At 49.2% G+C, this 25,543-nt stretch carries 22 protein-coding genes; 3 read left to right on the top strand and 19 right to left on the bottom strand.

Translation table 11 applies throughout. The features are described from left to right. Positions 1–28: 28 nt before the first annotated feature. The 5 genes from H6629_08905 to H6629_08925 all read right to left on the bottom strand — a co-directional run bounded on the left by H6629_08905 (position 29) and on the right by H6629_08925 (position 3,348). Positions 29–742, bottom strand: coding sequence for a hypothetical protein (locus H6629_08905; protein MCB9067912.1), 714 nt, complete (start codon positions 740–742; stop codon positions 29–31). A 1-nt stretch (position 743) separates the two neighbouring features. Next, positions 744–1,385 (bottom strand): hypothetical protein, encoded by a 642-nt coding sequence (locus H6629_08910; protein MCB9067913.1) that lies wholly within the window; start codon positions 1,383–1,385, stop codon positions 744–746. A gap of 191 nt (positions 1,386–1,576) precedes the next feature. Beyond that, entirely contained in the window at positions 1,577–1,789 is a 213-nt protein-coding gene (locus tag H6629_08915; GenBank protein ID MCB9067914.1) for a zinc ribbon domain-containing protein, read from the bottom strand. 69 nt (positions 1,790–1,858) lie between these two features. Beyond that, complete coding sequence (locus H6629_08920) at positions 1,859–2,293, bottom strand: CoA-binding protein (protein ID MCB9067915.1); 435 nt, start codon at positions 2,291–2,293, stop codon at positions 1,859–1,861. 167 nt (positions 2,294–2,460) lie between these two features. Then, entirely contained in the window at positions 2,461–3,348 is an 888-nt protein-coding gene (locus H6629_08925) for an ion transporter (GenBank protein ID MCB9067916.1), read from the bottom strand. A 227-nt stretch (positions 3,349–3,575) separates the two neighbouring features. Here H6629_08925 and H6629_08930 point away from each other — a divergent pair, with 227 nt between their 5' ends. Continuing rightward, the gene (locus H6629_08930; GenBank protein MCB9067917.1) at positions 3,576–4,232 is read left to right on the top strand and encodes a WbqC family protein; all 657 of its coding nucleotides are present in this window, start codon (positions 3,576–3,578) and stop codon (positions 4,230–4,232) included. On the opposite strand, the gene H6629_08935 is transcribed toward H6629_08930, so the two are convergent. From H6629_08935 to H6629_08965, 7 genes are all read right to left on the bottom strand, one after another. Then, on the bottom strand, positions 4,229–5,191 hold the full coding sequence (locus H6629_08935) for an MCE family protein (protein ID MCB9067918.1): 963 nt from the start codon (positions 5,189–5,191) through the stop codon (positions 4,229–4,231). The genes H6629_08930 and H6629_08935 overlap by 4 nt on opposite strands. A 39-nt stretch (positions 5,192–5,230) precedes the next feature. After that, on the bottom strand, positions 5,231–5,959 hold the full coding sequence (locus H6629_08940; protein MCB9067919.1) for an ATP-binding cassette domain-containing protein: 729 nt from the start codon (positions 5,957–5,959) through the stop codon (positions 5,231–5,233). Between the two features lie 6 nt (positions 5,960–5,965). After that, on the bottom strand, positions 5,966–6,736 hold the full coding sequence (locus tag H6629_08945) for an ABC transporter permease (GenBank protein MCB9067920.1): 771 nt from the start codon (positions 6,734–6,736) through the stop codon (positions 5,966–5,968). A 234-nt stretch (positions 6,737–6,970) separates the two neighbouring features. Beyond that, positions 6,971–8,689: a response regulator gene (locus H6629_08950; GenBank protein ID MCB9067921.1), complete on the bottom strand. Its 1,719-nt coding sequence runs from the start codon at positions 8,687–8,689 to the stop codon at positions 6,971–6,973. A 77-nt stretch (positions 8,690–8,766) separates the two neighbouring features. After that, a complete protein-coding gene (locus H6629_08955; protein ID MCB9067922.1) occupies positions 8,767–10,848 on the bottom strand; it encodes a HAMP domain-containing protein in 2,082 nt (693 codons plus the stop codon). Positions 10,849–11,030: 182 nt separating this feature from the next. Next, positions 11,031–12,761, bottom strand: coding sequence for an OPT/YSL family transporter (locus H6629_08960; GenBank protein MCB9067923.1), 1,731 nt, complete (start codon positions 12,759–12,761; stop codon positions 11,031–11,033). A 69-nt stretch (positions 12,762–12,830) separates the two neighbouring features. After that, positions 12,831–14,432, bottom strand: a complete 1,602-nt coding sequence (locus tag H6629_08965) for a phosphoglycerate dehydrogenase (protein ID MCB9067924.1) — start codon at positions 14,430–14,432, stop codon at positions 12,831–12,833. A 567-nt stretch (positions 14,433–14,999) separates the two neighbouring features. Between H6629_08965 and H6629_08970 the strand changes: the two genes are divergently transcribed. Beyond that, on the top strand, positions 15,000–15,869 hold the full coding sequence (locus H6629_08970; protein MCB9067925.1) for an AP2 domain-containing protein: 870 nt from the start codon (positions 15,000–15,002) through the stop codon (positions 15,867–15,869). Between the two features lie 84 nt (positions 15,870–15,953). Here the strand turns inward: H6629_08970 and gcvP are convergent, their stop codons facing one another. From gcvP to H6629_09005, 7 genes are all read right to left on the bottom strand, one after another. Next, positions 15,954–18,860, bottom strand: a complete 2,907-nt coding sequence (gcvP, locus tag H6629_08975; GenBank protein ID MCB9067926.1) for an aminomethyl-transferring glycine dehydrogenase — start codon at positions 18,858–18,860, stop codon at positions 15,954–15,956. Positions 18,861–19,034: 174 nt separating this feature from the next. Next, entirely contained in the window at positions 19,035–19,526 is a 492-nt protein-coding gene (locus H6629_08980; protein ID MCB9067927.1) for a hydrogenase maturation protease, read from the bottom strand. Continuing rightward, a complete protein-coding gene (locus H6629_08985) occupies positions 19,523–20,944 on the bottom strand; it encodes a Ni/Fe hydrogenase subunit alpha (GenBank protein ID MCB9067928.1) in 1,422 nt (473 codons plus the stop codon). The genes H6629_08980 and H6629_08985 overlap by 4 nt, the downstream gene beginning before the upstream one ends. 12 nt (positions 20,945–20,956) lie before the next feature. Then, positions 20,957–21,490 (bottom strand): NADP oxidoreductase, encoded by a 534-nt coding sequence (locus tag H6629_08990; GenBank protein MCB9067929.1) that lies wholly within the window; start codon positions 21,488–21,490, stop codon positions 20,957–20,959. Further along, positions 21,487–22,206 carry a bidirectional hydrogenase complex protein HoxU gene (gene hoxU / locus H6629_08995; protein MCB9067930.1) on the bottom strand — a complete coding sequence of 240 codons (720 nt, stop codon included), beginning with the start codon at positions 22,204–22,206 and terminating at the stop codon, positions 21,487–21,489. The genes H6629_08990 and hoxU overlap by 4 nt, the downstream gene beginning before the upstream one ends. 13 nt (positions 22,207–22,219) lie before the next feature. Beyond that, positions 22,220–23,842: an NADH-quinone oxidoreductase subunit NuoF gene (gene nuoF / locus H6629_09000; GenBank protein ID MCB9067931.1), complete on the bottom strand. Its 1,623-nt coding sequence runs from the start codon at positions 23,840–23,842 to the stop codon at positions 22,220–22,222. Next, entirely contained in the window at positions 23,820–24,347 is a 528-nt protein-coding gene (locus tag H6629_09005) for an NAD(P)H-dependent oxidoreductase subunit E (protein MCB9067932.1), read from the bottom strand. Before H6629_09005 ends, nuoF begins: the two co-directional genes overlap by 23 nt. Positions 24,348–24,635: 288 nt before the next feature. Between H6629_09005 and H6629_09010 the strand changes: the two genes are divergently transcribed. Continuing rightward, positions 24,636–25,478 (top strand): MBL fold metallo-hydrolase, encoded by an 843-nt coding sequence (locus tag H6629_09010; protein ID MCB9067933.1) that lies wholly within the window; start codon positions 24,636–24,638, stop codon positions 25,476–25,478. Positions 25,479–25,543: the final 65 nt, after the last annotated feature.

Here is a 25,543-nt window from a genome sequence, read left to right on the forward strand (position 1 = left end):
GCTGATTTCCGGGCTTTTAAGTATCTGTTTAAAGATTCTGTTCTTCTGTTTTTAGTTGATGAATCAGATTTCGCAATTTTTGGAGGGTCGCATCATAAGCTTTTATAATGGTCAGTTTGATAACATAATTGGATTTCAACAAATTGATAAAGTGTTGATTTTTTAACAACTTAGATAGGTGGATGACTTGTTGCTCCCTGCTTTCCAAAAAAAGATCGGTAACATGCACCGGCAGTTGCGAATCCAGAAACGGCAGCATCCGGTTCAAAATAAAAGTGCTTTCGATTTTGTTGATTTCACGGATTTGCAAATAATCCACATGATACAAATTGATAATATCCGCCAGCAATGGCTTGTTGGAAATCAGGCGCGATAAACCGCTTTGTTTAATTTCCTCATATGTCATATCGTTGGATAAAAAGGAGAAATAGATGCTGGTAAATTGCAGGAATTTCCCGATGCTGTCTTTGGGAAACGACTGCCAATTGACGGTGGTATTGATAACGGTATCGTATGCGGGAAGGCCTGTTTCGATCATTTTCATATCTGTGAACAGGTTGAGCGAATCCGCCGCCAGATTTTCATGAAATTCATGAATCAGTCGCTTTTCCGAATCCCGTTCTTCATTGGCAATGCGCCATTCATTCACCCAAAAAGAAATGGTGATGCCAATAATAATCACCAGAATTTCAAAAATATAGGATGGCCAATCGTTGCGGAATTGTTGGAAAAGGCGCTTCATGTTAATCCATCCGGCTGTAATCCCCGACAAACCAGGTTTTCGGTGAAAGTTTCGGGTTGTCATCGCCGTAATATCCCCAGCCGATGATTTTGTAATAATCACCTTCAACGGATTCATGAAAATATTCTATTTTTAACGGATCTCTTTCGTCCCGTTGCCAGATCAGCGTGCCGGCACCCTGCATCGATCCGTGATGAACGATGGTTTCGTCGGGCTTTTGCACCACACACCACAGCGCGCCGTCCTGCACTTTGTTTACCCCTTCGCTGACGACCGTTTCGGTATCGCCATTGGCGTTTACAAAACGGTCGCGAATCGTTACGCGTTGAAAATAGGGATTTTCGGAGACGTATTCCTGCCGGACGTCGATTTCTTTGATCAGTTTTAGCGAGAGGTCTGCAAATTCAAGATCTGTAATTTCGGGGCGGGATTTTCCCGGACGCTGCCCGAGGGAATCTTCGTAAATATAAAACACACCTTCCCACGTTCCATTCAACATGGCAAAAGCGCCTTTGAACTGCTGATCCGCCGGTGAAACCACGGGCGGTTCGGCAATGTCGGTCACATTTTCCGGGGTTGGGGTGGCATTTTTACACGCCGCAAAAATCAGTAAAATTAATGCAAAAAACATGCTTTGCTTCATACGCACATACCTTTTCGGTAATATTTGGCGCACGAAGTTACATATTTTTCAAACGAAAAGCAACGTCAACGGCGGTAAAGCACAAACACTTTTTGCACCTTGCCGCGCGAGGGCTTTTCTGGGGCGTAAACAACGCAATTTTAATAGTTGTAATCAATTTTGGTTGGCAAACTGCCAACAATTTAAGAAGCTCAGGTAAAGCCGCTGCTGCTGCCACAGCCGCAACCGGGGGCGTTGCCGGAAGCACTCGTGCTGCTAAATCCGGCAGATGCAAAAGTTGAGAACAGTTTTTCGGTTTGTTCGCTGCCGCAGTTGTCGCATTTCACAGGTTCAGTTTGGGAAGAGTAAACCAGTTTCTCGAATTTTTCATCGCATTCGGTGCAGCGATATTCAAATAGTGGCATTTTTTTTCTCCAAAAATTATCTACGTAAAGCATTGAAATTATTGTAAATTCACAGCTTTTTTACGGGTGCTACTGAAGCTTTGGTTCTTCCTCTTTCAGAAAATTGAATTCGATTGACCAGCAGCGATCCATCACCACATCCAGCCCGCCGGCCAATGCAATCTGTGCTGCTTTGTCGTTGATAATGCCCAACTGCAGCCACAAACCTTTCGCGCCGATTTGCACGGCTTGTTCCGCAATCGGTTCGGTTACTTCCGCCGGACGAAACACGTTTACCAAGTCTACTTTTTCGGGAATATCCAATAGCGACGGATAACATTTTTCACCCAAAATTTCGTCCTGCCCGGGATTGACAGGAATGACTTTATAGCCTTTACGCTGCATTTTTTTGGCGACGCTGTTGCTCGCTCTGTCCGGGTTTGGTGAAAGTCCCACAACGGCAATCGTGCGGTATTCGCGCAAAACAAAATCGATGTTTTCGTTTACTTTTTTCATGATAACCATTGACCCCTTTTGCTATTTTTAATTCACAGATGTTGTGAAAATCATGTATTAACATCTGTACATATTTGATGATTGGCGCCTTTGGGCGTTACCAGGAAAATTAAAAAAGTTGAACATTTCACAAACGAAAACGGAGGGAACACGTTTGTTTGTGATGCCCTAAAAGATCATTTTTTACGAATCATGTGTTGGGTTTGGCGAAGCTCCTCGCGCATTTGCGCCAGCATTTCCTGTTGCTCAGCCATCGATTTTTGGTGCATGTCTATCATTTCCTGATGCATTTTGCTGACCATTCGTTCCAGCCGGTAGGTGTTGTCAACAGTCATTTCGTCCACAAAAACGGCGTTTGCCAGCGATACACCCAAAATTCCGCCGATCATCACCGAAACGATAAAATAGCCGCGCAGCAATCCCAATTGCCAGGAAAGCGCTTTCCCTTCTGTAAGCGAATCGGGAATTTCGTACCAGCCTTCGATAGTGAACACTTTAAGTAATGAATATGCGGAGCGCAGCGGATTGCCAAAATATTCCGGCGAGAGATCGCTGAACAGCATTGTCGCGCCGATGGACAGCGCCAGGTTAAGAATAATCAGTGCAAAAAATATCCCGACGGACGCCCGGAGTGCCCGTTTTACGCCGGTAATCAAATGCTGGATGTTCGGAATAAAACGCAGCAGCCGGAAAAAGCGAAACAACCGTCCCAACCGCAAAATCGAAACCGCCAGAAATGCGTCCATATGCTGCGCCGGGAAAAACGGCATGAGCAGCGAGGGGAAACTGGCGACCAGCACCGCAAAGTCGAAACGATTCCAACCGGATGAAAAATAGCCTTTTAGACCCAAAATGCGAATTTTTAGAATTGCTTCGATCAAAAAATAAACAATGCAACCGTAATCGATCCACACTAATACGCCGCTGGTTTGCTGCCGAATGGTTGGAAACTCGTCGAAAAACAGCACCAGTGTGTTCAGTAAAATCACCAACATTACGTTGTATTCGTTGGTGAACAATTCCAGAAACCGGTTGGAACGTTTGGCAGTCGGTAGTGTGCTCATTAGCTTTTTCCGTGTTGATTGCAAATTTCGTTTGGTGGACTAAATAGTGCGAAAAATCGGGAAAATGCAAGGATTTGTTGGTTGGAATTGCGTAATTTTTGCTGGATATGCTTAATGATGTTTTTTGCCACGGAGTCACAGAGTGCGCGGAGGAAATCAAACAAAAATTTCTGAAGATGAGATACGCTGTGTTTGATAAATTCAATTTATAAAAGCCGGGAGAATAAATGCCCAAAACATTAGCCGCAGCGCTGCCGGAATATTTACCCACGTTGCCATTCTTTAAAAAAATGCAGATTGCGGATGTGTTTTTGCTTGCAGATGACGTGATGTTTTCCCGGCAATCGCCGGTGCAGCGGTGCCGGATCCGGACTGCAGACGGTGAGTTGTGGCTATCGGTTCCGGTGTTGCAAAAACAGCGCGGTCGCCAAAACATTGGTGATGTGATCATCGACGAAACGCGCAACTGGCGGCAAAAACACTGGCGAAATTTGCGGCACAGCTATCAATTTTCAGCGTATTTCGATTTTTTTGCAGACGAATTTTCGGCGATGTTCGATTACAGAAGGCAGCGGTTGCTGGATGTGAATATCGCGAGCATCGAAACGCTGTGCAAATGTTTGCAACTGCTTCCGGAAATAGTGCGGGCGTCGGCAATTGCTATTCCGGAAACGGGCGGCGCGAGCGAGCGAATTGCGGAACTGACCATCGCTTGCGGCTGCGATGTGTATCTCGCCAGCCCGGGCGATCGCCGTTTTCTGGATGAAACCGCGTTCAAAAAACGCGGCATTCAACTTCAATATTTGGAGAGTGATCATTCGGAAGAAAATGTGTTTTCGGCAGTAGATGCATTGTTCCAGAAAGGTCCGGTGGCGTTGCGCTAAAACAGCTCGAATTTCACGTATCGACCGGGACGTTTTTTCATATCCGTCGTCAGTGAGTCGAGCGAACGGGTGAGGCTGACCAGCGTTTCGTATAATTTCGGGTCGTTCAGCAATGCCGCGACGGTTCCGCCGTGCTGCATTTTATACATTAGTGAATCCGCATTTGCCGCCATCGATTTGATTTTTGTGTAAAATTCCGCATCATTTTTCAATTGCGCAAAAGTGCCTTTGCCGTTGTTGAGGCTATCCAGCAGCGATTCCAGATTTTTGGAACTGTTGCTGAGGCTGGCATACAGCGTGGTGTCCTGCATCAATTTGCCGAGCGTGCCTTTGCCGTTATCGATGCTGGCAGTGATGCGGTCCATCCGCCGGATGATGTTGCCGATATCCCGCCCGGTTTCCCGGTCAACCAGCAATTTGCCGAGCGCGCCGCGTCCCTCCATTGCGTATGTGGTCAGCGAGTCGGTATTTCTGAGCACATTTCGCAACTCGACGATAATTTCTGCGGCTTCATCAAAAAATTCGTATGGGTCAACGCCGGCATCGCTGTTGATGTATTCGCCTTCCTCCAAAGTGGGGTCGCCGGGTCTGCCGATGGTGATATCCACATATTTATCCCCCAAAATTCCCAGCGTTTTGATCATGGCGATGGAAGAATTGGTGATATCATCTTTATAATCCCGGTCGATTTTCAGCTCGATATTGACGCCGCGTTTTCCGGGTTCGTTGATAATTTTCATGTTACCAACAACACCAACCTTTAATCCGGACAGCGTGATAAATGCACCGCGATTAAGTCCTTGCGCATTTGGCAAGTGCATGTAAATATTATATTTGGCGTCGAAAAATTTTTGGTTGGATGCAACAATGTAAAACACAAACACCGTGAGAAACAGCGCCAGCGCAACCATCAAATAAACGCCGAGGGAGATATTTCGATCTTTTTTTGCAAAAGCCATAATTTTTTCCAATAACTGTTGATGGATTTCGTTGCCGGATTAATCGCAGTTTCCGCTGACATCCGGTGCAAAATCGTATCCGTACCAATTGTGAATATCCGAGATGGGTTCACCATCGTAAACAATTTGACCGTCGCGCAGCAACATCATCCGGTGAACGATGTCCAGAAAATAATGAATTTCGTGGGTGACGATGATGGACGTCACGTTGTTTTTGTGAAGCTCCGTGATCGTGTCCACCACGCGTTGCGACGAAATCGGGTCCAGTCCCGCTGTCGGTTCGTCATACAGCAGGCATTTGGGATGTTTGATTGCCGCACGGGCAATGGACACCCGTTTGCGCATGCCGCCGCTGAGCTGTGCGGGATAATAATCCAAAAAATCGCGTAAGCCCAAATTTCCCAATTCGTTACAGACTTCTTTTTTGACCTCATCCTCGGGCATTTTCAGGCCTTCGCGGAGATAAAAACCGACGTTTTCTTCCACGGTCAGCGAGTCGAACAGCGCGCCATCCTGAAACACAATCCCGAATCGCCGGCGTATGCGCAGCAAATCTTTTTCACGCATGTGGGTGATATCCTGCCCGTCGATCAGCACCTGCCCCTGATCGGGACGCAACAAGCCCATTACCAGTTTGAGGATGGTGCTTTTGCCGCTGCCGCTGCCGCCAACGAGCAGCAGCAACTCGCCTTCCTTTACAAAAAAGCTGAGTTGATCGAGCACTTTTCGATCACTTAAATATAGCGTAACGTCTTTAAATTCAATCATTTGTCATCAATAAAAACTTAATATGGTTTTGGTAAGAATAAAATCCAGCAACAGCACAGAAATTGAGGTAAGCATTACCGTTAGCGTTGCGGCTTTGCCCAGCCCGACCGTTCCGCCGGAAACATGATACCCAAAATAACACCCGACTAATCCGATAAATAAGCCGTAAAACGGCGGTTTGATAGCGCCGATCACCAAATCTTTTATCAGTAATCCGGATTGGATGGAAATCCAGAAAAATTCTGAATCGATGCCCATCCACATAACTGCAGCAAACCAGCCGGCGATAATGCCGCAAACATCGGCAATGATGGTGATGGGAAGCATGAGCAGCAGCGAAGCGTAAACGCGTGGAACAACCAGCCGGTGGATCGGATCGATACCAAAGGCGCGCAGCGCTTCAATTTGTTCGGACAACCGCATGTTGCCGAGTTCCGAAACAAGCTTTGCGCCGCTGCGCCCAGCTAACATCAGCCCGGTGATGGTTGGGCCGATTTCGCGGATCACCGTAATCGAAACCATCCGCCCCAGCATTAGTTTTGCGCCAAACAACTCCAGTTTTTTGCCCCATTCCAGCGTTAGCACCATACCGATGCTCATCGATGCAATCAACACCAGCGGTAACGCCTGAATGCCCATAATGTGGATTTGCTCCATTGTATCCTGGCGATGACGCCAGATATATCGGAATCCGGACAATACTTTGGAAGAAAATTTGGAAAAATCCCAAACGCCCCGGGCGATGGTCGTAATTTTTGGCGGCAATTTTATGGTCAAAGCGACTCCAGAAAACTCGGTGGTTGTTATCCCGTTTCGGATATCAAAGATAGCAGTGAAATAGTATTGCTGCAATACTATTGATGATATTGCGCAGTTTTGGTTACGAGCACGACGATCAATTGTCGCAATCGTCAAAATTTACGAAAGGATACCCAAAAAGATGTCTCTTTTTTCACAAAAAAACGGGCAAAAATATTCACCCGTTTTTGTCGCTCTAAACAATTGTTTTTATTAATTATTTGATTGGATGGCTTCGGAAAAGCGGCGGACCAGCTCCGGGTAACGCGCCATGGTTTCGTTCATTTCCTCGATCTGGAAGCTGCTGGCGTAGCCGGCAACCTGTTCACCCCAAATCTGTAATGGTTCGATGCGCAACTCGGTACCGATTTTCTGGATAACTTCGCCGAACCGTTGGATATCGGTGGTAATCATCGTTTCGAAAGTAGATTCCCATTTTTTCATGATGGGGTTTTCCAACTTGTCCAGCAGCATCTGCAAACGTTTCCGGTCGTGGGGTTGAATTTGCGCGGAGAAAAAGCGATCGCCCCAATTGGTCGCTTCCGCCGGTTTTTGCGCCGGCTGCGTTTCGGGTTCCACCGGTGATGAAGGTTGATTTTTAGCAATGAGCACATCCGGTAAAGTAATGGTAAATTTCGAGCCAACGCCCTCTTTGCTGGATACGCTAATCTGCCCTTTCATCGCTGTAACCAACCGTTTAGCGATGGTTAAGCCAAGACCAACACCTTCGTGGCTGCGCGCATCGCTGTAGGTTTGCTGTGTAAACGCTTCGAAAATGCGGGTGAGATGATTTTTGGGAATGCCCAATCCCGTATCTTCTACGCTAATGGAAATAGCAACGGATTTCGGGCGTTTTTCGTCTATTGTGCAGCGCGCTGTCAATTTGATGCTACCGGTTTTGGTAAATTTGACGGCGTTCCCCACCAGATTCACCAAAATTTGCCGCAACCTGCGACTGTCCAGCATCAGGCTGTCGGGTGTTTTTTCATCAAAAGCCAAACTGAAAACCAGCTGTTTTTGGCTGGCAACCGGACGATACATTTCTTCGATGCCGTTCATGATTTGTTTTAACGATGCGGCTTCGTATTCAATTTCCAGCTGCCCGTTTTCCATTTTGGAGATGTCCAGAATATCGTTCAGCAATGTGATCAGCGATTGTCCGCTGGATTTGATAGCGGCGACATATTCCGCCGGTTTGCCATCGTTAAAATGCGGCTTCAGCAAATCCGAAAAGCCTAAAATTGCGTTGAGCGGCGTGCGCAATTCGTGACCCATTACGCTCAAAAATTCGCTACGAACCTTTTGGGCGGCAGCCGCAGCAGCGGCTTTTTCGGTTTCTTTTTGGGCTTGCTTTGTTTTTTCGAGAGCGATTTTCAGTTCACGGGTGCGTTTTTCAACTTTGGCATCCAGGTTTTGGATGAGGTCGCGCAGTTCGTTTTGCAGTTCCCATTTTGTAGTCATCGAAATCGCCATTTGCTGAATGGCGATGCGGTTGAACGGCTTTTGCAGGAACATCAATTTATCGGTTTTCCCGTAAATTTTGATGATGCTATCCCAGCTGTAATCCGAATAAGCGGAGCAAATGATAATTTCTGTGTTCGGGTATTTTTCCCAAATTTTTTGGACGGCCACAATCCCGTCCATTCCCGGCGGCATCCGTACATCCATAAAAAGCAGGGCATAGGGATTGTTCTCGGCATTTGCTGCAGCTACTTTTTTGATGGCTTCTTCGCCGCTGTATGCGTGTTCAATGGTATAGCTGACAATCGGGCTCATGTCATTTTTTGAATCCTTTTCGCTATTGCCAAACAGCTCGGAATCCAGATCGTCCAACTCCTGATTGCCAATCTGGTTCTGCCCTAAAATAGACTCGATATCTTCGTGAATCGCGGAGTTATCATCAGTTATCAGTATGCGATACGAGCTTGACATGATGCCTCAATATATCCTGTTGTTTTGTAGATATTTCTTTTAATTGCTTGTTATTATAAAACTTGCCAGTTTTAAATTTATACTTCTTCGTCGATTATTTCCGGTGTTTCCTGCCCTTGTTTGGCCGCTAGCGGAAATTGCAAAACAAAGGTGGAGCCTTTGCCCAAACCTTCGCTTTCCACCCACATTCTGCCGCCCATTTCGGTAATATAATTGGCGCAACTGTGCAGCCCAAAACCGTGTCCGGTGGCTTTGGTGGTGAATCCGTGGTTGAAAATGCGTTCCACATTTTCCGGCTCAATGCCGCAGCCGCTGTCGCTGAAGCGCAGCACCAAATGTTCATTTTCGCGGTTCAGGCGAATTTTAATTTGCTTTTCATCCATCGGTGTGTCTTTCATCGCATCCTTCGCGTTGCGGAAAAGGTTTACGATGATGTGAATCAGTTTGGTGCGTTGCAACGGCACTTCAGGAATATCATCTTCGTATTCTTCGATCAGTTCGATGTGGTGGCGATCGGTGGTGTCGCCCTGCAACCGCAGCGCATCGTCGATTACTTGCGGCAGATACAGATTTTCCGAAAGCATGCTGCCGGTTGCGTAACTCTGTTGCGCGGCAATCACTTCGTTGATGATGTTCACTTTATCCTGCAGCCGGTGCAAGTTGCTGAAAATAACATCCTGCTCGCTTTTGATCTGGTCTTCCAGCATCATATAATATTGGATCAATTTTTTGCCTTTGGGATCGTTCGCGATAAAATGTGCCAAATTTTCCATGTTTTCGCGCAGCATATCGTTGGCTTTGTAAAGCCCGGCCATCCGCGAGTTACTCATCGTTTGCTCAATCACCGAAACGGAAGTGGTAACGCTGGTGAGCACATTTCCCACATTGTGCAGCACGCTTGCGGCAACATCGGCCATTCCCGCACGGCGGGCAGCTTCGTTCAATTCCTGATTCAAACGTATTTTTTCGGCTTCGTCCTCTTTGCGGCGGGTGATGTCCAGTCCGAGAACGGCAACGCCCATTACCTCGTTGTATGCAGTAATCGGGTTGAACAAATATTCGATAAACCGGGTTTTTCCGTCTGCTTCTTCTTTTGTGATAATTTGGGTAAATCGTTCGTTGGCCAGCGCCCGGTCATATAATTTTTTCCACTGTTTGCGATACGCCGGACCCTGCCGGTCATCCAGCGCATTATCGCCCATTCCGATAAAAGCGCCGCGTTTTTCCGCTGACCACTGGAAGGGTTTGTTGCAGATCAAAATTTCGTATTGCCGGTCGATCGACCAGATTTCACCGGAAAAATTGTCCAGAATTGCCATCAACCGGGCTTCCTGCCGGCGCATGGTTTCATAAGTTTTTTCCTGTTTCAGGTTCACTTCTTCCAACCGGGTTTTTTGCTCAAGAATTTCTTCGTTTTGGGTTTGCAGCCGTTGGTTTACGCTTTCCATCGTACTGTTGATGCGCTGGATGTTATACACCATCCGGTTAAACGATTTGGCGAGATACCCCAATTCATCGTCCGAAGTGATATTCACGCGGTGGTTAAAATCGCCTTTGGAAATGGCATTGACCACCTGAACCATTTTGCTCAACGGTTGCGTGAAAATAGTGCTCAAGCCTCCGACAAATAAAATGCTGATCACAAAAATTCCCAACGCCACAAACGCAATCAACTGACTGGTGGCTTTGGTATTTGCCTGCAACGCCACCAGCGAAAACCCCATAAACATGGTGCCCACATTCTGGTTGCGATAAACCACCGGCATCCGAAGTTTGTAAACGCCCTCATCCAGCGAAATATTTTTCTGTTCGATGATCGTGTTGTAATGCGCTTTTTCGGCCTTCTCCAGATTAAAGGTTGCCACAACATCATCGCGTTCGTTGTGCATAACAATGTATAATAAATCCGGATTTTGCTTTACGCCGTCAAAAGAATTTTCTACCGTCTGAAAATCTTTTTTGGCGAAAGGTTTTTCGATATACGATGTCGTAATTTCTGCAATACTGTGAGTTCGGGCTTTGAGTAGCTGGAGGGCCTGTTGTTCCAGTTTGTATGGAAAAAAGATGTAAATAAACACAGAAATTACCCCGATTACCAGACTGAACGAAACGATCAGCCGGGTTTTGATTGAGTACAACCATGGGGTTTTTTGTGCCATTCCACTTCCTTGTTACTAATTTTTTTATGCACATTCCAGTGTGCAATGAGATTATCGGTTAAATTGCGGATTCGTTTAGAGGCGTATGATTTTTAGAGCGCGCCCCGGCAGTTTTCATGCGTTGCATCAATGCCACCTTTTTCGAGCGTTGGAAGATAAATCGGATGGGAGAAGCGAGGGGCTTATTCGGGGATTCGGCGACGCCAGATTTCTGCAAAAAGCATCAGCAGGATCAACACAACTAAGAGCAAAAGCGATGCACCGTCTGGCAGTGAAAACGCTTTTAGCGCCGCATTTGCGAAACCGGTAACGCCTTCGCCGCCCATCAATCCGGCGGCAATCAGCAACCCGGTGGAATACAGCATCGGGCGATGGTTATCGATCCACGCGCGAATGGCAGCGCCGATCGCAATGGGCAGCGCAAAACCCATCCCCAAAAACAACCCGATGCCAAAAGGCATAATCAACACTTTGTTTTTTAATGATTTGGGGAGAAAAGAATTTGCAATTTCCAGCGCCAGAGCTGCGGCAAATCCGCCCCAAAATGCCGCCGGATAGGCAAACCCGGAAATGCTGCCGGCAACCAGTTGTGCCTGCGGTGCGGGCATCGCCAGCGTAAAAAGCTCATCCGCAAATCCCTGTCGGATAATTTCCAGAACAAACGGTGCGGCAATTCCGGCGACCACTGCGGTTATCAAATCCACTTTTACGATATCTGTAAATTTTGTGCCGACAATCGCTGCAGATTTGAAATCGTGTCCTGCATCGCCGGCGATGGCGCAGGCTACGCTCACAAAAATGACAATCATAAATGCGGCGAATGCGCTCAAATCCAGCGCCAGCCAGTCGTAAACAACTGCGGTAATCAGCCCCACAAAAATGCCGAACTGTTCCAGCGGATCGATATTGGTTTCGCCGGTCATTCGTGCGGCAACCGTAACCATTATCCAAACGCCGAGCACAGCGATAGTTGCAGCGAGCAACGGCACACCGGCCGCCATCATCCCGAACAGCCCCAAAACGGAAGCGATTGGGTAAAACTTGATCCAGCCTTTCATTGATGTGAACATCGGCAAAAAAATATCGCGCAAACGTGGCAGCACATAGCTGAAAAAAAAGCCGATGCCGGAGCCGAGCAGCAGCCCCATTCCCAGATTTTGGGTGAATTGCTGCGCCGCCGGAAATGCCCAACCGCCCGCGACCAACAGCGGAATCAGCAGCAGCCAGCCGGCAATGGCCCCGCCAAGCCAGGAAAAACTGGCTTTTGGTCCCAAAATGAAACCGCCGCCAACAGCCAGCGGCAACGGCAGCAACGTGAGAAAAATTCCATACTGTGTCAATTGGCTGACAGTGAATCCCGCCGGAAAATATTGATCGCGCAGCAGCGCGAAAACGCCCGCAGCGGCACCCCAAAAAACGATCAGCGCCAGCATTTTTCCGCCGGTTTTGCCGAGTTTCAACAATTCCGCACCGGCGGTTCCGGCAGGATACGGCAGTTGCTCCCGGTCGATGAACGTCTGTTTCAGCGGCACGGAAAGGAGCACGCCCAGCACACCGGCCAACGCCGTCAGCACGCCCAGCAACCAGGGATTTGGCCAGGGAATATCCGCGTTTTGGGTCTGGTTCAAAAATAAAATTCCCGGCGCGGTAAACGCAATGCCAGCCGCAACCAATCCGCCGATGCTGGCACCAGCCTGCGCGACATTCACTTCGTGAATATTCACCGATTTACCACGGCTCAACATTTTGATAATACTGCCGGAAACAATCACCGCAAAAACAATCGGCCAGGGCTGTGCACCAATTTTGATGGCAATATATGTTGAGCTTGCCAGCAGCAGCAACGCCAGCAAAACAGCGATGACAACTGCGCGAAGGGTGAAGCCCGGATGTTCAGAGTGGTTATGGTTCAAGTTGGAAGTGGTTGTTATTTATGGTTTTAAAAAGGGCGCGACATCTGCCGCGCCCTAAAATTTGGGGGGTTAAAGTTCTACCAGCATCACGTTTTTAATGTTATCGTCTGCCTGCAATTCATTGCGCAGACTTGCCGGCAAATCGCCTTCGACATTGAAAATGTTCAGTGCGGTATTGGTGTTCCGGTCGCGACCGGAGGAAACCTGCCCGATGTTAATATTGTGTTCGGCGAGCAGCGTTCCGACCCGCCCGATAATTCCGGGCACGTCATTATTTTCCACAATCACCATTTTGCCGCCCAGTTCCGCTTCCAGTAAATATTGGTTGAATTCTACCAGCCGGAAAATTCCGTTCGCAAAAACAGTTCCACCGAGATGCACCATGCCTTTTTCCGTTTGAAAATCGCAGGCGATAAAATTGGTGTGGCTGGTTAACGGCTGATCTTTTTTGGTGATTTCCACCTGAATGCCTTTGTCGCGGGCGATGGTCAGCGAGTTGACCATGTTGATCAATTCCACATCGTGGGTTTCCTCATCGCCGGCAACCATTGCGCCGGCCATCAAATGGCTGGCGATGGGCATATCCGGCAGGGTGATGATATCGCCGTAAAAGCGCATCGCCACTTCTTTTAACCGTCCCGGTTTGATGCGGCTGAACAGCTCGCCCAAACGGGTAGCCAGCTCAAAATACGGCGCGACAATCGGTTGGATTTTTTCATCAACCGAGATAAAATTGACCGCATGCAGGGCAACATTTTTGCGAAAATATTCGATCATCTGATCCAGAATTTGCGCTGCTACTTTGGTTTGGGCTTCCTCTGTGGATGCGCCCAAGTGTGGCGTTGCCACTACTTTCGGGTGTTTGGCGAGATCGTAATTTTCCGGCGGTTCGCTCGCAAAAACGTCCACCGCGGCGGTGGAAACTTTGCCGCTGTCCAGCGCTGCGATCAAATCCTGCTCGTTCACGATGCCGCCACGGGCGCAATTAACAATAACCACGCCATCTTTGCAGCGCTTCAGGCTTTCGGCGTTGATGAGGTTGAGTGTTTCAGGAATTTTGGGAACGTGCAGCGTAATGATATCCGATTGTTCCAGCAACTCATTCAGCGAAACCAGTTTTACGCCCAGCCGGTCAGCCATTTCGCGGGTCATCAGCGGATCGTATCCGAGAATTTTCGTGCCGAAAGAGCGAACGCGGGTCGCAACGCCTTGCCCGATTTTTCCCAAACCGACCACACCAACGGTTTTCTCGAAGAGTTCCCGCCCCATAAACGATTTGCGATCCCACTTTCCGGCCTGGATGGATGCATGCGCCGGAGGGATGCTCCGCAAAGCGGAAAGCAGCAGCGCGAGGGTATGTTCCGTTGCGGCGATGGTGTTACCGCCCGGCGTGTTCATCACAATTATGCCGCGATGTGTAGCTGCTTTTGTGTCAATATTATCCACGCCGGCACCGGCTCGCCCGATAATTTTCAACTTGCCAGGTTTTTCCAATAAATCTGCGGTAACTTTGGTGCGACTGCGGACCACCAGTCCGTCGTATGTGCCCAACACCTCTGCCAATTCTTCGGCGGAAATACCGGAGCGGTTGTCCACCTGCACGTCTTCGAGTTGGTTATATGCTTCCAAAACGCTTGCCGGCAACGAATCGGCGATCAATATTTTAAACATTTTATTCGCCCCCATGGGTATTAATGGCATGTGATTATTGGAACAAAGCCAAATATAACATTTTCTAATTTCTCTTTCTACAATAAAATTGGTAAATTATTTCAGAAACAACAGGGGTTTTTTTAAGCGTGTCATTTTTTTTTCAGGATTCCGCAGCTAATTATGTTGCAAGAAACGACGGTGTATCGTTTTGTAGCAATTCAATCAAAAAATTGCTTGCAATTATTCAACAGAATCTCTAAAATTGGGCGCTTCTTTTTTGGCATGGCGTGTTTGATTATTTCTTCCGGACTACGCCAACATCCACCGATCTCAACGTTTTAAAATGTGATTTAAAGAACTGATCAGTTTATGTACTTGTTTGGTTTTTATGAATTTGCAATTTATCAAAATTTAGTAAACCCATTTTACCGTATTAAAAACTGTAAATTTCAGCAGATTGTTTTGTGTTGTTCACTTAACAGGGCACGGCAGAACCTTGCGGCGTTAGTGGTATTGGGCAACTGGGCAGATATGGATTTAAAGCGGAACGGATAGCGGAAACTATCGATAAGCAAGAGGGTATGTATGAAAAAGGTTAAAGGCATTTCGCGAATTGACTCTGAAGTGAAAAAGATGCACGGCTGGTATGTTCGCGTTTATGGTGGCGGGAAAACGTTTTCCAAATATTTTAGCGACCATCGCTACGAAAGTAAACAGCAGGCGTATGATGAAGCAGTAAATTATCTTTCCGCACTTACCGATGAAATTCGCGAACAGTACAAAGATTATTCACCCCGGCAAAACCAACCCAAATATCGCAAAAGACCTGGCACAACCAACACTTCCGGCGTAGTTGGTGTTCACCGCTGCGAAACGGTGAGCCGTGGCAAAAGCGTTACCTATTGGGTCGCAACCTGGAATGAGAACGGCAAACGCAAAGACAAAACATTTTATTTCGGCGATAAAAACCGCACCGAAGCCGAAGCCAAACGGCTGGCGATTGAATGGCGTGCCCGGAAAATGCGCGAATTGGCCGGCAAAGATGTTATTATCGCCAATGGCAAGCATGGCAAAAAAGAGCAGCCGGATACCGGAAAAAAACAGCTCAACAGTTGGGTTGCCGGATTGAGTATTAAAGAATGGAGCCCGGATATGAGCGTGGGACAAACATACGCCGATCGCTCAATCAAAAAGCGGGAAACCTTCAACGAAAAACGGATCGATGATCTCAAACAGTTTTTGGGATTGGCATCCGAACATTTTGACTGGTCGAAAATTGATTACGATTTCGGGCGGGGCGTTTTCCAGCGGGATGTGCGCAGCCGTTGCTTCTGGAGCAACAACGGCATCCGCACCGATGTGATTGTGGATGAAGACGGGCACATTGTCATCCATCAGGGTGTGGAGCCGGATGAGTATTACATCAATCACAAAAATGCGTCAGAAAAGGCGTAATAACGACCGTTAGATAATAATGAATTCAATAAAAAAGGCGATCCGAACAGATCGCCTTTTTTTGTTTCCAGTTATTTGACTGCGTTAATTGTTTTCACCATCCGCGTAAGCTTCCAGCGGCGGGCAACTGCAGATCAGGTTGCGGTCGCCATAGGCATTGTCGATACGCGCAACCGTCGGCCAAAACTTTCTCGCACGGACAAACGGCAGCGGGAAAGCCGCTTTTTCGCGGGAATAGCTGTGGTTCCAGTCGCTGCTGAGCACTTCGTCCACGGTGTGCGGGGCCATTTTCAGCACGTTATCTTTCGAGTCGGCGCTGCCATCCATCACTTCCTGAATTTCTTTCCGGATCGCAATCATTGCTTCGCAGAAACGATCCAGTTCGCCTTTGTCCTCACTTTCGGTGGGTTCAACCATAATCGTTCCGGCAACCGGGAAAGAAACCGTCGGGGCGTGGAAACCGTAATCCATCAGCCGTTTGGCGATGTCTTCCACCTCGATGCCGTATTCCTTGAACGGGCGGCAATCGAAAATCATTTCGTGCGCGCAGCGATCATTTTCGCCGGTGTAAAGCACGGAGTAATGTTTCGCCAACTGCGATTTGATGTAATTCGCGTTCAAAATAGCGTATTTAGTCGAATCCGTTACGCCGCGATGCCCGAGCATTTTGATATAGCCGTAAGAAATCAGCATGATGCTGGCACTGCCGAATCGCGCGGCGGAAACCGCTGTCATATTTTGTGCGCCATTTTTCCCGATGACGTGACCGGGCAACAGCGGCGCCAGATGTTTCGCCACGCCGATAGGACCCATTCCCGGACCGCCGCCGCCGTGCGGAATCGCAAATGTTTTGTGCAAATTGAGGTGGCAAACATCCGCGCCGATGAGTCCGGGACTGGTCAGCCCGACCTGCGCATTCATGTTGGCACCGTCCATGTAAACTTGCCCACCGTGTTGATGGATGATCCGGCAAACTTCCCGGATGCCCGCCTCAAAAACGCCGTGAGTGGACGGATAAGTGACCATCAGCGCAGCGAGATTTTCCGCATGTTTTTCCGCTTTGGCGCGGAGATCGTCGATGTCGATATTGCCGTGATCGTCGCATTTTACGATGACCACATCCATGCCTGCCATCACTGCGCTGGCCGGATTTGTGCCGTGCGCGGACGACGGAATGAGCGCCACGTTGCGATGGCTTTCGCCGCGACTTTTGTGATATTCGCGGATAACCATCATCCCGGCAAACTCGCCCTGCGCGCCGGAATTCGGTTGCAGCGACACTGCCGCAAATCCGGTAATTTCGCAGAGCCATTTTTCCAGATCACCAAAAATTTGCTGATAGCCTTTGGTTTGTTCATCCGGCGCGAACGGGTGGATGCCGCCGAATTCCCGCCAGCTCACCGGCGCCAGCTCGCTGGTGGCGTTCAGTTTCATGGTGCAGGAGCCTAGCGGAATCATTGATGTTGCCAGCGTTAAATCCTTATTTTCCAGATACTTGATGTAGCGCAGCATTTGCGTCTCGCTGCGGTGGTTGTGGAAAACGGCGTGGGTCAGGTAATCGCTTTTCCGGGCCAGACTTGCCGAAAAACCGGTTGCGTTTTCATACGAATCCCAGTCGATCGCGGCTGCAGTTTTGTCGGTTGCGGTTGCAAATATTTCCAGAATATCCTGCACATCAGCCGGCGTTTTGGTTTCGTCCAGCGCGATACCGATGTGCGTATCGCCGATATAACGGAAGTTGATTTCATTTTTGAGCGCCAGTTTGCGCACGGTTTCCTGCGTTTTCGCGCTGCCTGCGTTGATGCGCAGCGTATCAAAATATTGTTTGTTTTCCTGCGAAAACCCGAGTTTCTTCAACTCCGCCGCCAAAACAACCGCCAGCGTGTGAATGCGGCTCGCAATGTTTTTCAACCCTTCCGGACCGTGATACACCGCATACATGCTGGCCATATTTGCCAGCAGCGTTTGCGCCGTGCAAATGTTGGACGTCGCTTTTTCCCGGCGAATGTGCTGCTCGCGGGTTTGCAGCGCCATGCGATAGGCGGGATTCCCGTGCCGGTCGATGGATACGCCGATGATCCGCCCGGGCACCTGCCGTTTAAATTCCTCGCGGCTGGCAAAAAACGCCGCATGCGGACCGCCGTAGCCCATCGGCACGCCAAATCGCTGGGCGGAACCGACCACCACATCCGCGCCCAGTTCGCCGGGCGGGGTGATGAGGGTGAGGCTCAGCAAATCTGCCGCAACTGCGACAAACAATCCGCGATTTTTCGCAGCGGTAATAACGGTTGATTTATCGCGGATTTCGCCGTCCGCATCCGGGTATTGCAGCAGCACGCCGAAAACGGCATCGCTGAAATCCGTATGTAACGGATTACCGATCTGCAGATCGATGCCCAACGGCTCCGCGCGGGTTTTCAGCACGTCGATGGTTTGCGGAAAGCATTTTTCGGAAACAAAAAAAGTATTGGCATTATTTTTCACCTGATCGCGCGGGCGCAGGCGATGGAACATTGCCATCGCTTCGGCGGCGGCGGTGGCTTCGTCCAGCAGCGATGCGTTGGCGATTTCCATTCCGGTCAGATCCGAAACAACGGTTTGGAAATTGAGCAGCGCTTCCAGCCGGCCCTGCGCAATTTCCGCCTGATACGGCGTGTACGCCGTGTACCACGACGGATTTTCCAGAATATTCCGCAAAATCACGCCCGGAACGATGCAATCGTAATAGCCCAACCCGATGTATGATTTGAACACCTGGTTTTTGGCGGCGCTCTGCCGCAGCTCTTTCAAATATTGCGCTTCGCTGACGCCTTCGGGAATATCCATCGATTTATCGATGCGAATCCCGTCGGGAATCGTTTCACTCATCAGCGAATCCAGCGATTTGCTCCCGATGACAGCCAGCATCTCTTTCGTTTCTGCGGCATTTGGTCCCAAATGGCGGCCGGCGAAAGAATTGGTGTTATTCAGCTTATCCAGCAATTTTCCCATGAAATTGTTACTCCGTATGCGTAAAACAGTTTGGCGGCCCGGCGACGGTTGAAGCGCCGGCATCCGGAATTTTCATAATTTTGTAACAAATTTAGCAAGTTGAAAGTGCGTTCGCAACGATTTAGAAAAGGCAGGGATTTTGCAGATTCCAGCATGTAAAAAATCCGGCGTGAATTACGATGGCAATTCAACGCCGGATGAGGTGTGGGCTTTATGGAGGTTAAAAATCAGGTTTCGAAATTTGGTGATGGCAACCGGCATAGCCCGCCATACTTCCGGCGATAAATGATACGCCTCCTCAAATGCTTTCGCACCAATGGTCAGTTGGTACGCCGGCGGCGGCGAATCCATTATCTGTCCGGCAAGCTGCAACAAAATGCCCGGCTGCATATTGTGTAAATAACGGATTTTACTGTTGTTAACCGCAAACACCCGTTCACATTTTACCTCGCCCGGCGGCAGCGAAACGGAGGCATCGACAAACACAACGGTTTGCACGTCCCGTAGCAGCAACGCATATTCCGGGAGCAGCTGGTGCACACGTCGAATGTTTATCCTGGCGGGGAATTTCGTTTGCGCCAGCTGCACACCCAGATAATGCGCTGCGCCGTCATCACCCCGAAGGAGGTTGCCGATACAGATGACGAGCAGTTTGGAGCAAATCATCGTTTGACCTCGTCGGCGATGCTGCCGTCCGGATTCATCAATTGAATATGCAACGGCATTTGCCCGATGGCGTGAGTGGAGCAACTCAAACACGGGTCGAATGCCCGAACCACGGCTTCCACCCGGTTGAGCATGCCTTCTTCCAGCTTGTCGCCTTTGACGTAATGTTTGGCGACCTGCAAAACGCCCCGGTTCATCGCCAGATTGTTGTGTCCGGTGGCGATAATCAGGTTTGCCCACTCAATTTTGCCGTTTTTGTTGCTGCGATAATGGTGCATCAAAATGCCGCGCGGCGCTTCGGAAACGCCGATGCCGGAGGTGCTGTTCGGGCGGGCATACGCGCGAACGTGCGGATCAAGAATTTTCGGATCGGTGAGCAGGCGTTCCATTTTTTCCACGCAATACAAAATTTCGATCAGCCGGGCGTAATGAAAATAGAACGAGCTGAGGATCGCGCCGCGTTGCAGCGACTGGAATTCCGCCCATTCTTCATCCGCGAGCGGCGTACCGCAACGGTCGATGATGTTCAGCCGCGCCAGCGGCCCAACCCGATAAATGCCTTCCGGATAGCCAAAAGCTTTGTAATACGGCGACTTGAGATAGCTGTGCGGCTCCACCGCTTCGGCGATGTGATCGTTAAAATCCAGCGTATCGATCTGGTCTGCGATGGTGTTCCGGGCGGAATCGACCACGCGGATGTTGCCGTCGTAAAATTCCAGCATGCCTTTCGGGTCCACCAATCCCAAAAACAGCGTGGGAAAATTGGCAAAGGTCTGGATTTCTTCTGTGAATTGATGGCGGATTTCCTGAAAAATAGCCAGCGTACTGCGGGCAATGCGCAACGCTTCCGGGAGCATCGCCAGAATTTTATCGCGATGTGCTTCCGCCAGCGGACTGCTGACACCGCCGGGAACTATCCACGCCGGGTGAATGCGTTTGCCGCCCAACAATTCGATAATTTCCTGCCCGGTTTTGCGCAGCTGAATGCCGTCTGCAACCTGTTGTTTGTGGGTTTCCAGCAAGCCAACAACGTTTCGTTTTAACGGATCGGCGTCCATTCCCAACAGCAAATCCGGCGAGCTGAGGTGGAAAAAGCTGAGCGCATGCGATTGCAGAATTTGCGCCAAGTTCATAATTTTTCGCAACATAACCGCCGTTGGCGGGATTTGCACAGCCATCAAATCATCGCAGGCTTTGGCAGATGCAATCAGGTGAGAAACCGGGCAAATGCCGCAAATCCGCGCCATCAGCGAGGGCATTTCAAAAAATGGGCGACCTTCGCAAAATTTTTCAAATCCGCGAAATTGGGTAACGTGAAACTGGGCATCAACGACGTTGCCCTGATCGTTCAATTGCAGCGTAATTTTTGCGTGGCCTTCAATTCGCGTTACGTTATCGATGGTTATCGTTCGCATAATTTTATACTCCTGTTAAGCGCCAAAGCGCGTGCGGGTGCTCAAATCGGGTGTTTTTCCGTCCAGTAAATCCATCACAGCCTGAAAAATGGTATCCGCATGCGGCGGGCAGCCGGGAATGAACACATCCACTTTTACGGCTTCGTGAACCGGCATTTCCCGATCGAGAATTTGGGGAATCACTTTGTCCGGAATCTGTCGGTTGGTTGTGGCGTTTTCGAAATAGGCGCGATTGAGCAAATCCGCTTTTTTGAACGGGTTGCGCATGCCCGGCACGTTGGAGGTTACCGCGCAATCGCCCAGCGAAACGAGAATCCGGGTATGCTCCCGGATGTGCCGGATTTTATGAAAATCTTCGATATTCCCGATGGCGCCTTCCACCAGCGCGATGTCCACCATTTCCGGATAGGTTTTTACATCTATCAGCGGGCTATACACCAATTCCGCTTTTTCCAGCAGTTGCAAAATGCGTTCATCCATATCCAGAAAAGACATGTGGCAGCCGGAGCAGCCATCCAGCCAAACGGTTGCCAGTGATTTTTTGCTCATTTTTTGCCCTCCCGCATCACAGTTAAGTAGGGTAAGAACTGCCGTTTTTTGGCCATTTCCGAAACGGATTTTCCTTTTTCCGATAGCGCGCCGGTCGGGCAAACCTGAACGCATTTGCCGCAACTGGTGCAGGTTTCCGATTCGCCCCATGGTTGGTTTAAATCCGTAATGACCCGCGACTGGATGCCGCGTCCCATCAAATCCCAGGTGTGTGCACCCTCAATTTCGTCGCAGACGCGAATGCAGCGGGTGCAGAGCACGCAACGGTTGTGGTCGATCACAAAATGTTCGTGCGATGCATCCAGCGGTACGGCGGGATAAAAATAGGGCAACTCCACATGCGTTAATCCCAGTTCCTGGGCAAGGTTTTGCAACTCGCAATGCCCGTTGGATACGCAAACCGAGCAAACGTGATTGCGTTCAGTGAACAGCATTTCCAGAATTTGCCGGCGGTTTTGCTGCAATCGCGGGGAATTGGTGATCACTTCCATGCCTTCTTCCACACGGGTGACGCACGCGGGCAGCAGCTTTTCGCTGCCTTTTACCTCGATGAGGCACAACCGGCAGGCGCCGACAGGGCTGAGCCCTTCCAGATGGCAAAGCGTTGGAATCCGGATGCCGTGTTCCTGTGCCACTTCCAGCACGGTTTGATTGGCGGTTGCGCCAACATCCAATCCGTCGATCACCAGTGTTTTGATATGTCCTGATGTAAGCATTTTTTCCTCCAAATCAATCAACGCTTGCGGTTTCGGTTTCCGGTTCTTTGATGAGCGCCAGATAATCTTCGCGGAAAAATCGCAGCGTGCTCAACACCGGGTTTGGCGCCGCCTGACCCAATCCGCACAGGCTGTTGTCTTTTACAACTTTGCACAAATCTTCCAATCGTTTCAGATCCGCTGCGGTTGCTTCGCCGTTCATAAATTTATTGAGCAGGCGATAGATATGTGCGGTACCAACCCGGCAAGGGATGCATTTGCCGCAAGATTCGGACATGCAGAATTCCATGAAAAAGCGGGCGATTTCCACCATCGAAACGCGGTTGTCCATCACCACCATTCCGCCGGAACCCATGATGGAGCCGAGGGCTTTCAGCGATTCGTAATCCACGCGGGTATCGAACAGCGCTTCGGGAATGCAACCGCCGGACGGTCCGCCGGTTTGCACGGCTTTGCATTTTTCGCCATTCTCCACACCGCCGCCGATTTCCATTATAATTTCACGCAGGGAAATGCCCATCGGCACTTCCACCACGCCGCTGTTTTTGACATTTCCGGCCAGCGCAAACACTTTGGTGCCTTTGCTGTTCGGTGTGCCGATGCCGGCAAACCAATCGCCGCCATTGCGAATGATGTTGGGAACGTTGGCATACGTTTCCACATTATTGATGAGCGTCGGTCGTCCCCACAAACCGTGCTCTGCCGGATACGGCGGTCGCGGTCGCGGTTGCCCGCGTTTACCTTCGATGGAGGCGATCAGCGCGGTTTCTTCCCCGCAAACAAATGCGCCGGCACCGATGCGGATTTCGATATCAAAATCGAATGTCGAACCGAGTACGCCGTGCCCCAAAATGTTGTGCAATCGCGCCTGCTCAATGGCTTTGTTCAAAAATTTGATTGCCAGCGGATATTCGCCGCGAATGTAAACGTAGCCTTTGTTCGAGCCGATGGCGTACCCCGCGATGAGCATGCCTTCCAGCACGCGATGCGGATCGCTTTCCAAAATGCTGCGATCCATAAATGCACCGGGATCGCCTTCGTCGGCATTGCAAATCACGTATTTGGGTCCTTTGCCCTGCACTTTGGTTACAGTGCTCCATTTCAGTCCGGTGGGATATCCACCGCCGCCGCGCCCGCGCAATCCGCTGATGAACACTTCTTTCACCACATCTTCCGGGTGCATCGATTCGATAACATTGTTCAGTGACTGATAACCGCCCGCCGCGATGTAATCGCGAATATCCTCCGGATCGATGACGCCGGAATTTTCCAGCACAATTTTTTGCTGGCGGGTAAAAAACGGCAGATCGCCCGGACAGGTATATTTTTTGATTGGCGGTTTGCCGAGGTTGGCCACTATTTTCGGCACCTCGTTCACGGTGATTTTTTGATAGATCACCGGCGCTTTGTCTTTGGAATACAACGTGAGCAGCGGTCCGCGGGAACACAGCCCCTGGCAACCGACGCCTTTCACTTTGCAGGATTTTTCCAATCCTTTATTTCGGACAGTTTCTTCCAGCGCCTGTTTTACCGCGTTGCTGTTTACCGATCCGCAACCCGCCGCAATGCAAATGTTGATCTGATGATCCAGTGCTGATTTTTCAGCATTCTTTTCATTGATGATTTTCTGAAACATTTCCGGTATCATGCTTCACCCATTCCTTTATCTTGTTCAATGCCATTTCGGGCGTCATTTCACCGACATCATGTTCATCAATGGCGCCGGCTACCGGCGTTCCGCATGCGCCGGTACAACGGGCAACTTCCAGGGTAACCTGTCCGTCTTTGCTGGTTTCTCCCGCATGAATGCCCAATTTGTTCTCGATGACACTCAACAGCCGTGCCGCGCCTTTGATAAAACAGGCGGTGCCGGTGCAAACCGTAAGCGTGTGCACCCCTTTTTTGTGCAAAGTGAACAAATGGTAAAATGTGGCAACGCCATACACCTTGCTCAGCGGAACATTTAGGGAATGTGCGACGTACTTAAGAGAAGGTTCATCCAGATAGCCAAACGCACTTTGAACCGAGTGCAGCGTTTCGATCAGCGCGTCTGCGGCATAGCCGTTGCGCCGCATTGTGGTTTGCACAATCCGCCAGCGTTTGTCTTCCGTGGGTGGTTCCGGTTTGGAGAGATGCGACATTTGTCTTCCTCCAAAATGTTGTTTTCTTTGGATTTAATCTGCTTTGTTAATTGAGTGAATCCTTTTTGATTTTTGAAACACTTTAATTTGAGAAATAATGCACAAGCTGTAAATGATTTGAATTAGCTTTAAATATGATTTCGATCATGATATTTGTAAGGGGTGAAATGGAGCCATTTGGCGCCGGTGAAAAAGATTTTTCTATTGCAATTATCGCCGTAAATCGTAAACTTGAATTCCATTACATTAGTGTATTCACGACCAAACAACAAACACACAGGTGCTGCGATGTTAAAAAAGGCTGAGATTGTCATTCTTGCCGAAAACCGCTTGGATCGCCCGGATATGCGTGCCGAAAACGGCCTCTCGCTGTATGTTGCCACGCCCGAAGGCGATTTTTTATTTGATACAGGAGTAGAGGGCGCACTGCTACACAACGCCGAAAAATTAGGGATCGATTTGGGCAATAAAGTAAACCGGATTATTTTCAGCCACGGTCACAGAGATCACACCGGCGGCATAAAGGCATATCTGGAAAAATTTCACAAAGCAGAAGTCATTTGCCATTATAATATTTTTAACCGGAAATTCAGGGTGCTGGAAGGCGGGCGGCTGGAAGTAGGCATGCCTTTCGAGGAAAACAATCTGGTGAAACTTGGTGGTAAATTTTTGTTCAAAACCCATCCGTTTGAACTGTCCAAAAATATCATGACTACCGGTGAAATTCCCCGGAAAATTGCTTTCGAAAAACCCAATGAAGTGCATCAGCAATTGGCGCAGCAAAGCTACATTACTGACGAGTTGAATGATGATATGGCGTTGGTATTGAATACCGAAAGAGGGCTGATTGTGCTGCTGGGCGATTGCCACAGCGGCGTGATCAACACGTTGCAGTATGCCATGCAGATCACCAAAAATTCCAAAATTTTGTGTGTAATGGGCGGAATGAATCTGGTTGAAGCGTCGATCGAACGGATCAAACAAACGGTTGAGGAATTGCAAAAACTGAAGCCGGAATTTGTGGTGCCGCTGCACTCCACCGGTTTCCGGGCGATCAACCATTTATACAATGCGTTTGGCGATCAGGTGTTGCCGTTAAATACCGGCGGTCGTTTCAAGTTCGAAGCATAGTTTTTTGACAATTTGTTAAATCGAATATAAAAAACCCTCACGGCTGTGTTGCTGTGAGGGTTTTT

It is taken from the genome of Calditrichia bacterium, from assembly GCA_020634975.1.
Classification (GTDB): Bacteria; Calditrichota; Calditrichia; order RBG-13-44-9; family J075; genus JACKAQ01.

Bases quoted from the DNA above. Each gene is read 5' to 3' on its own strand.
- H6629_08905 (MCB9067912.1), bottom strand. From the start codon at position 742: ATGAAGCGCCTTTTCCAACAATTCCGCAACGATTGGCCATCCTATATT.
- H6629_08910 (MCB9067913.1), bottom strand. From the start codon at position 1,385: ATGAAGCAAAGCATGTTTTTTGCATTAATTTTACTGATTTTTGCGGCG.
- H6629_08915 (MCB9067914.1), bottom strand. From the start codon at position 1,789: ATGCCACTATTTGAATATCGCTGCACCGAATGCGATGAAAAATTCGAG.
- H6629_08920 (MCB9067915.1), bottom strand. From the start codon at position 2,293: ATGGTTATCATGAAAAAAGTAAACGAAAACATCGATTTTGTTTTGCGC.
- H6629_08925 (MCB9067916.1), bottom strand. From the start codon at position 3,348: ATGAGCACACTACCGACTGCCAAACGTTCCAACCGGTTTCTGGAATTG.
- H6629_08930 (MCB9067917.1), top strand. From the start codon at position 3,576: ATGCCCAAAACATTAGCCGCAGCGCTGCCGGAATATTTACCCACGTTG.
- H6629_08935 (MCB9067918.1), bottom strand. From the start codon at position 5,191: ATGGCTTTTGCAAAAAAAGATCGAAATATCTCCCTCGGCGTTTATTTG.
- H6629_08940 (MCB9067919.1), bottom strand. From the start codon at position 5,959: ATGATTGAATTTAAAGACGTTACGCTATATTTAAGTGATCGAAAAGTG.
- H6629_08950 (MCB9067921.1), bottom strand. From the start codon at position 8,689: ATGTCAAGCTCGTATCGCATACTGATAACTGATGATAACTCCGCGATT.
- H6629_08955 (MCB9067922.1), bottom strand. From the start codon at position 10,848: ATGGCACAAAAAACCCCATGGTTGTACTCAATCAAAACCCGGCTGATC.
- H6629_08965 (MCB9067924.1), bottom strand. From the start codon at position 14,432: ATGTTTAAAATATTGATCGCCGATTCGTTGCCGGCAAGCGTTTTGGAA.
- H6629_08970 (MCB9067925.1), top strand. From the start codon at position 15,000: ATGAAAAAGGTTAAAGGCATTTCGCGAATTGACTCTGAAGTGAAAAAG.
- gcvP (MCB9067926.1), bottom strand. From the start codon at position 18,860: ATGGGAAAATTGCTGGATAAGCTGAATAACACCAATTCTTTCGCCGGC.
- H6629_08980 (MCB9067927.1), bottom strand. From the start codon at position 19,526: ATGATTTGCTCCAAACTGCTCGTCATCTGTATCGGCAACCTCCTTCGG.
- H6629_08990 (MCB9067929.1), bottom strand. From the start codon at position 21,490: ATGAGCAAAAAATCACTGGCAACCGTTTGGCTGGATGGCTGCTCCGGC.
- hoxU (MCB9067930.1), bottom strand. From the start codon at position 22,206: ATGCTTACATCAGGACATATCAAAACACTGGTGATCGACGGATTGGAT.
- nuoF (MCB9067931.1), bottom strand. From the start codon at position 23,842: ATGTTTCAGAAAATCATCAATGAAAAGAATGCTGAAAAATCAGCACTG.
- H6629_09005 (MCB9067932.1), bottom strand. From the start codon at position 24,347: ATGTCGCATCTCTCCAAACCGGAACCACCCACGGAAGACAAACGCTGG.
- H6629_09010 (MCB9067933.1), top strand. From the start codon at position 24,636: ATGTTAAAAAAGGCTGAGATTGTCATTCTTGCCGAAAACCGCTTGGAT.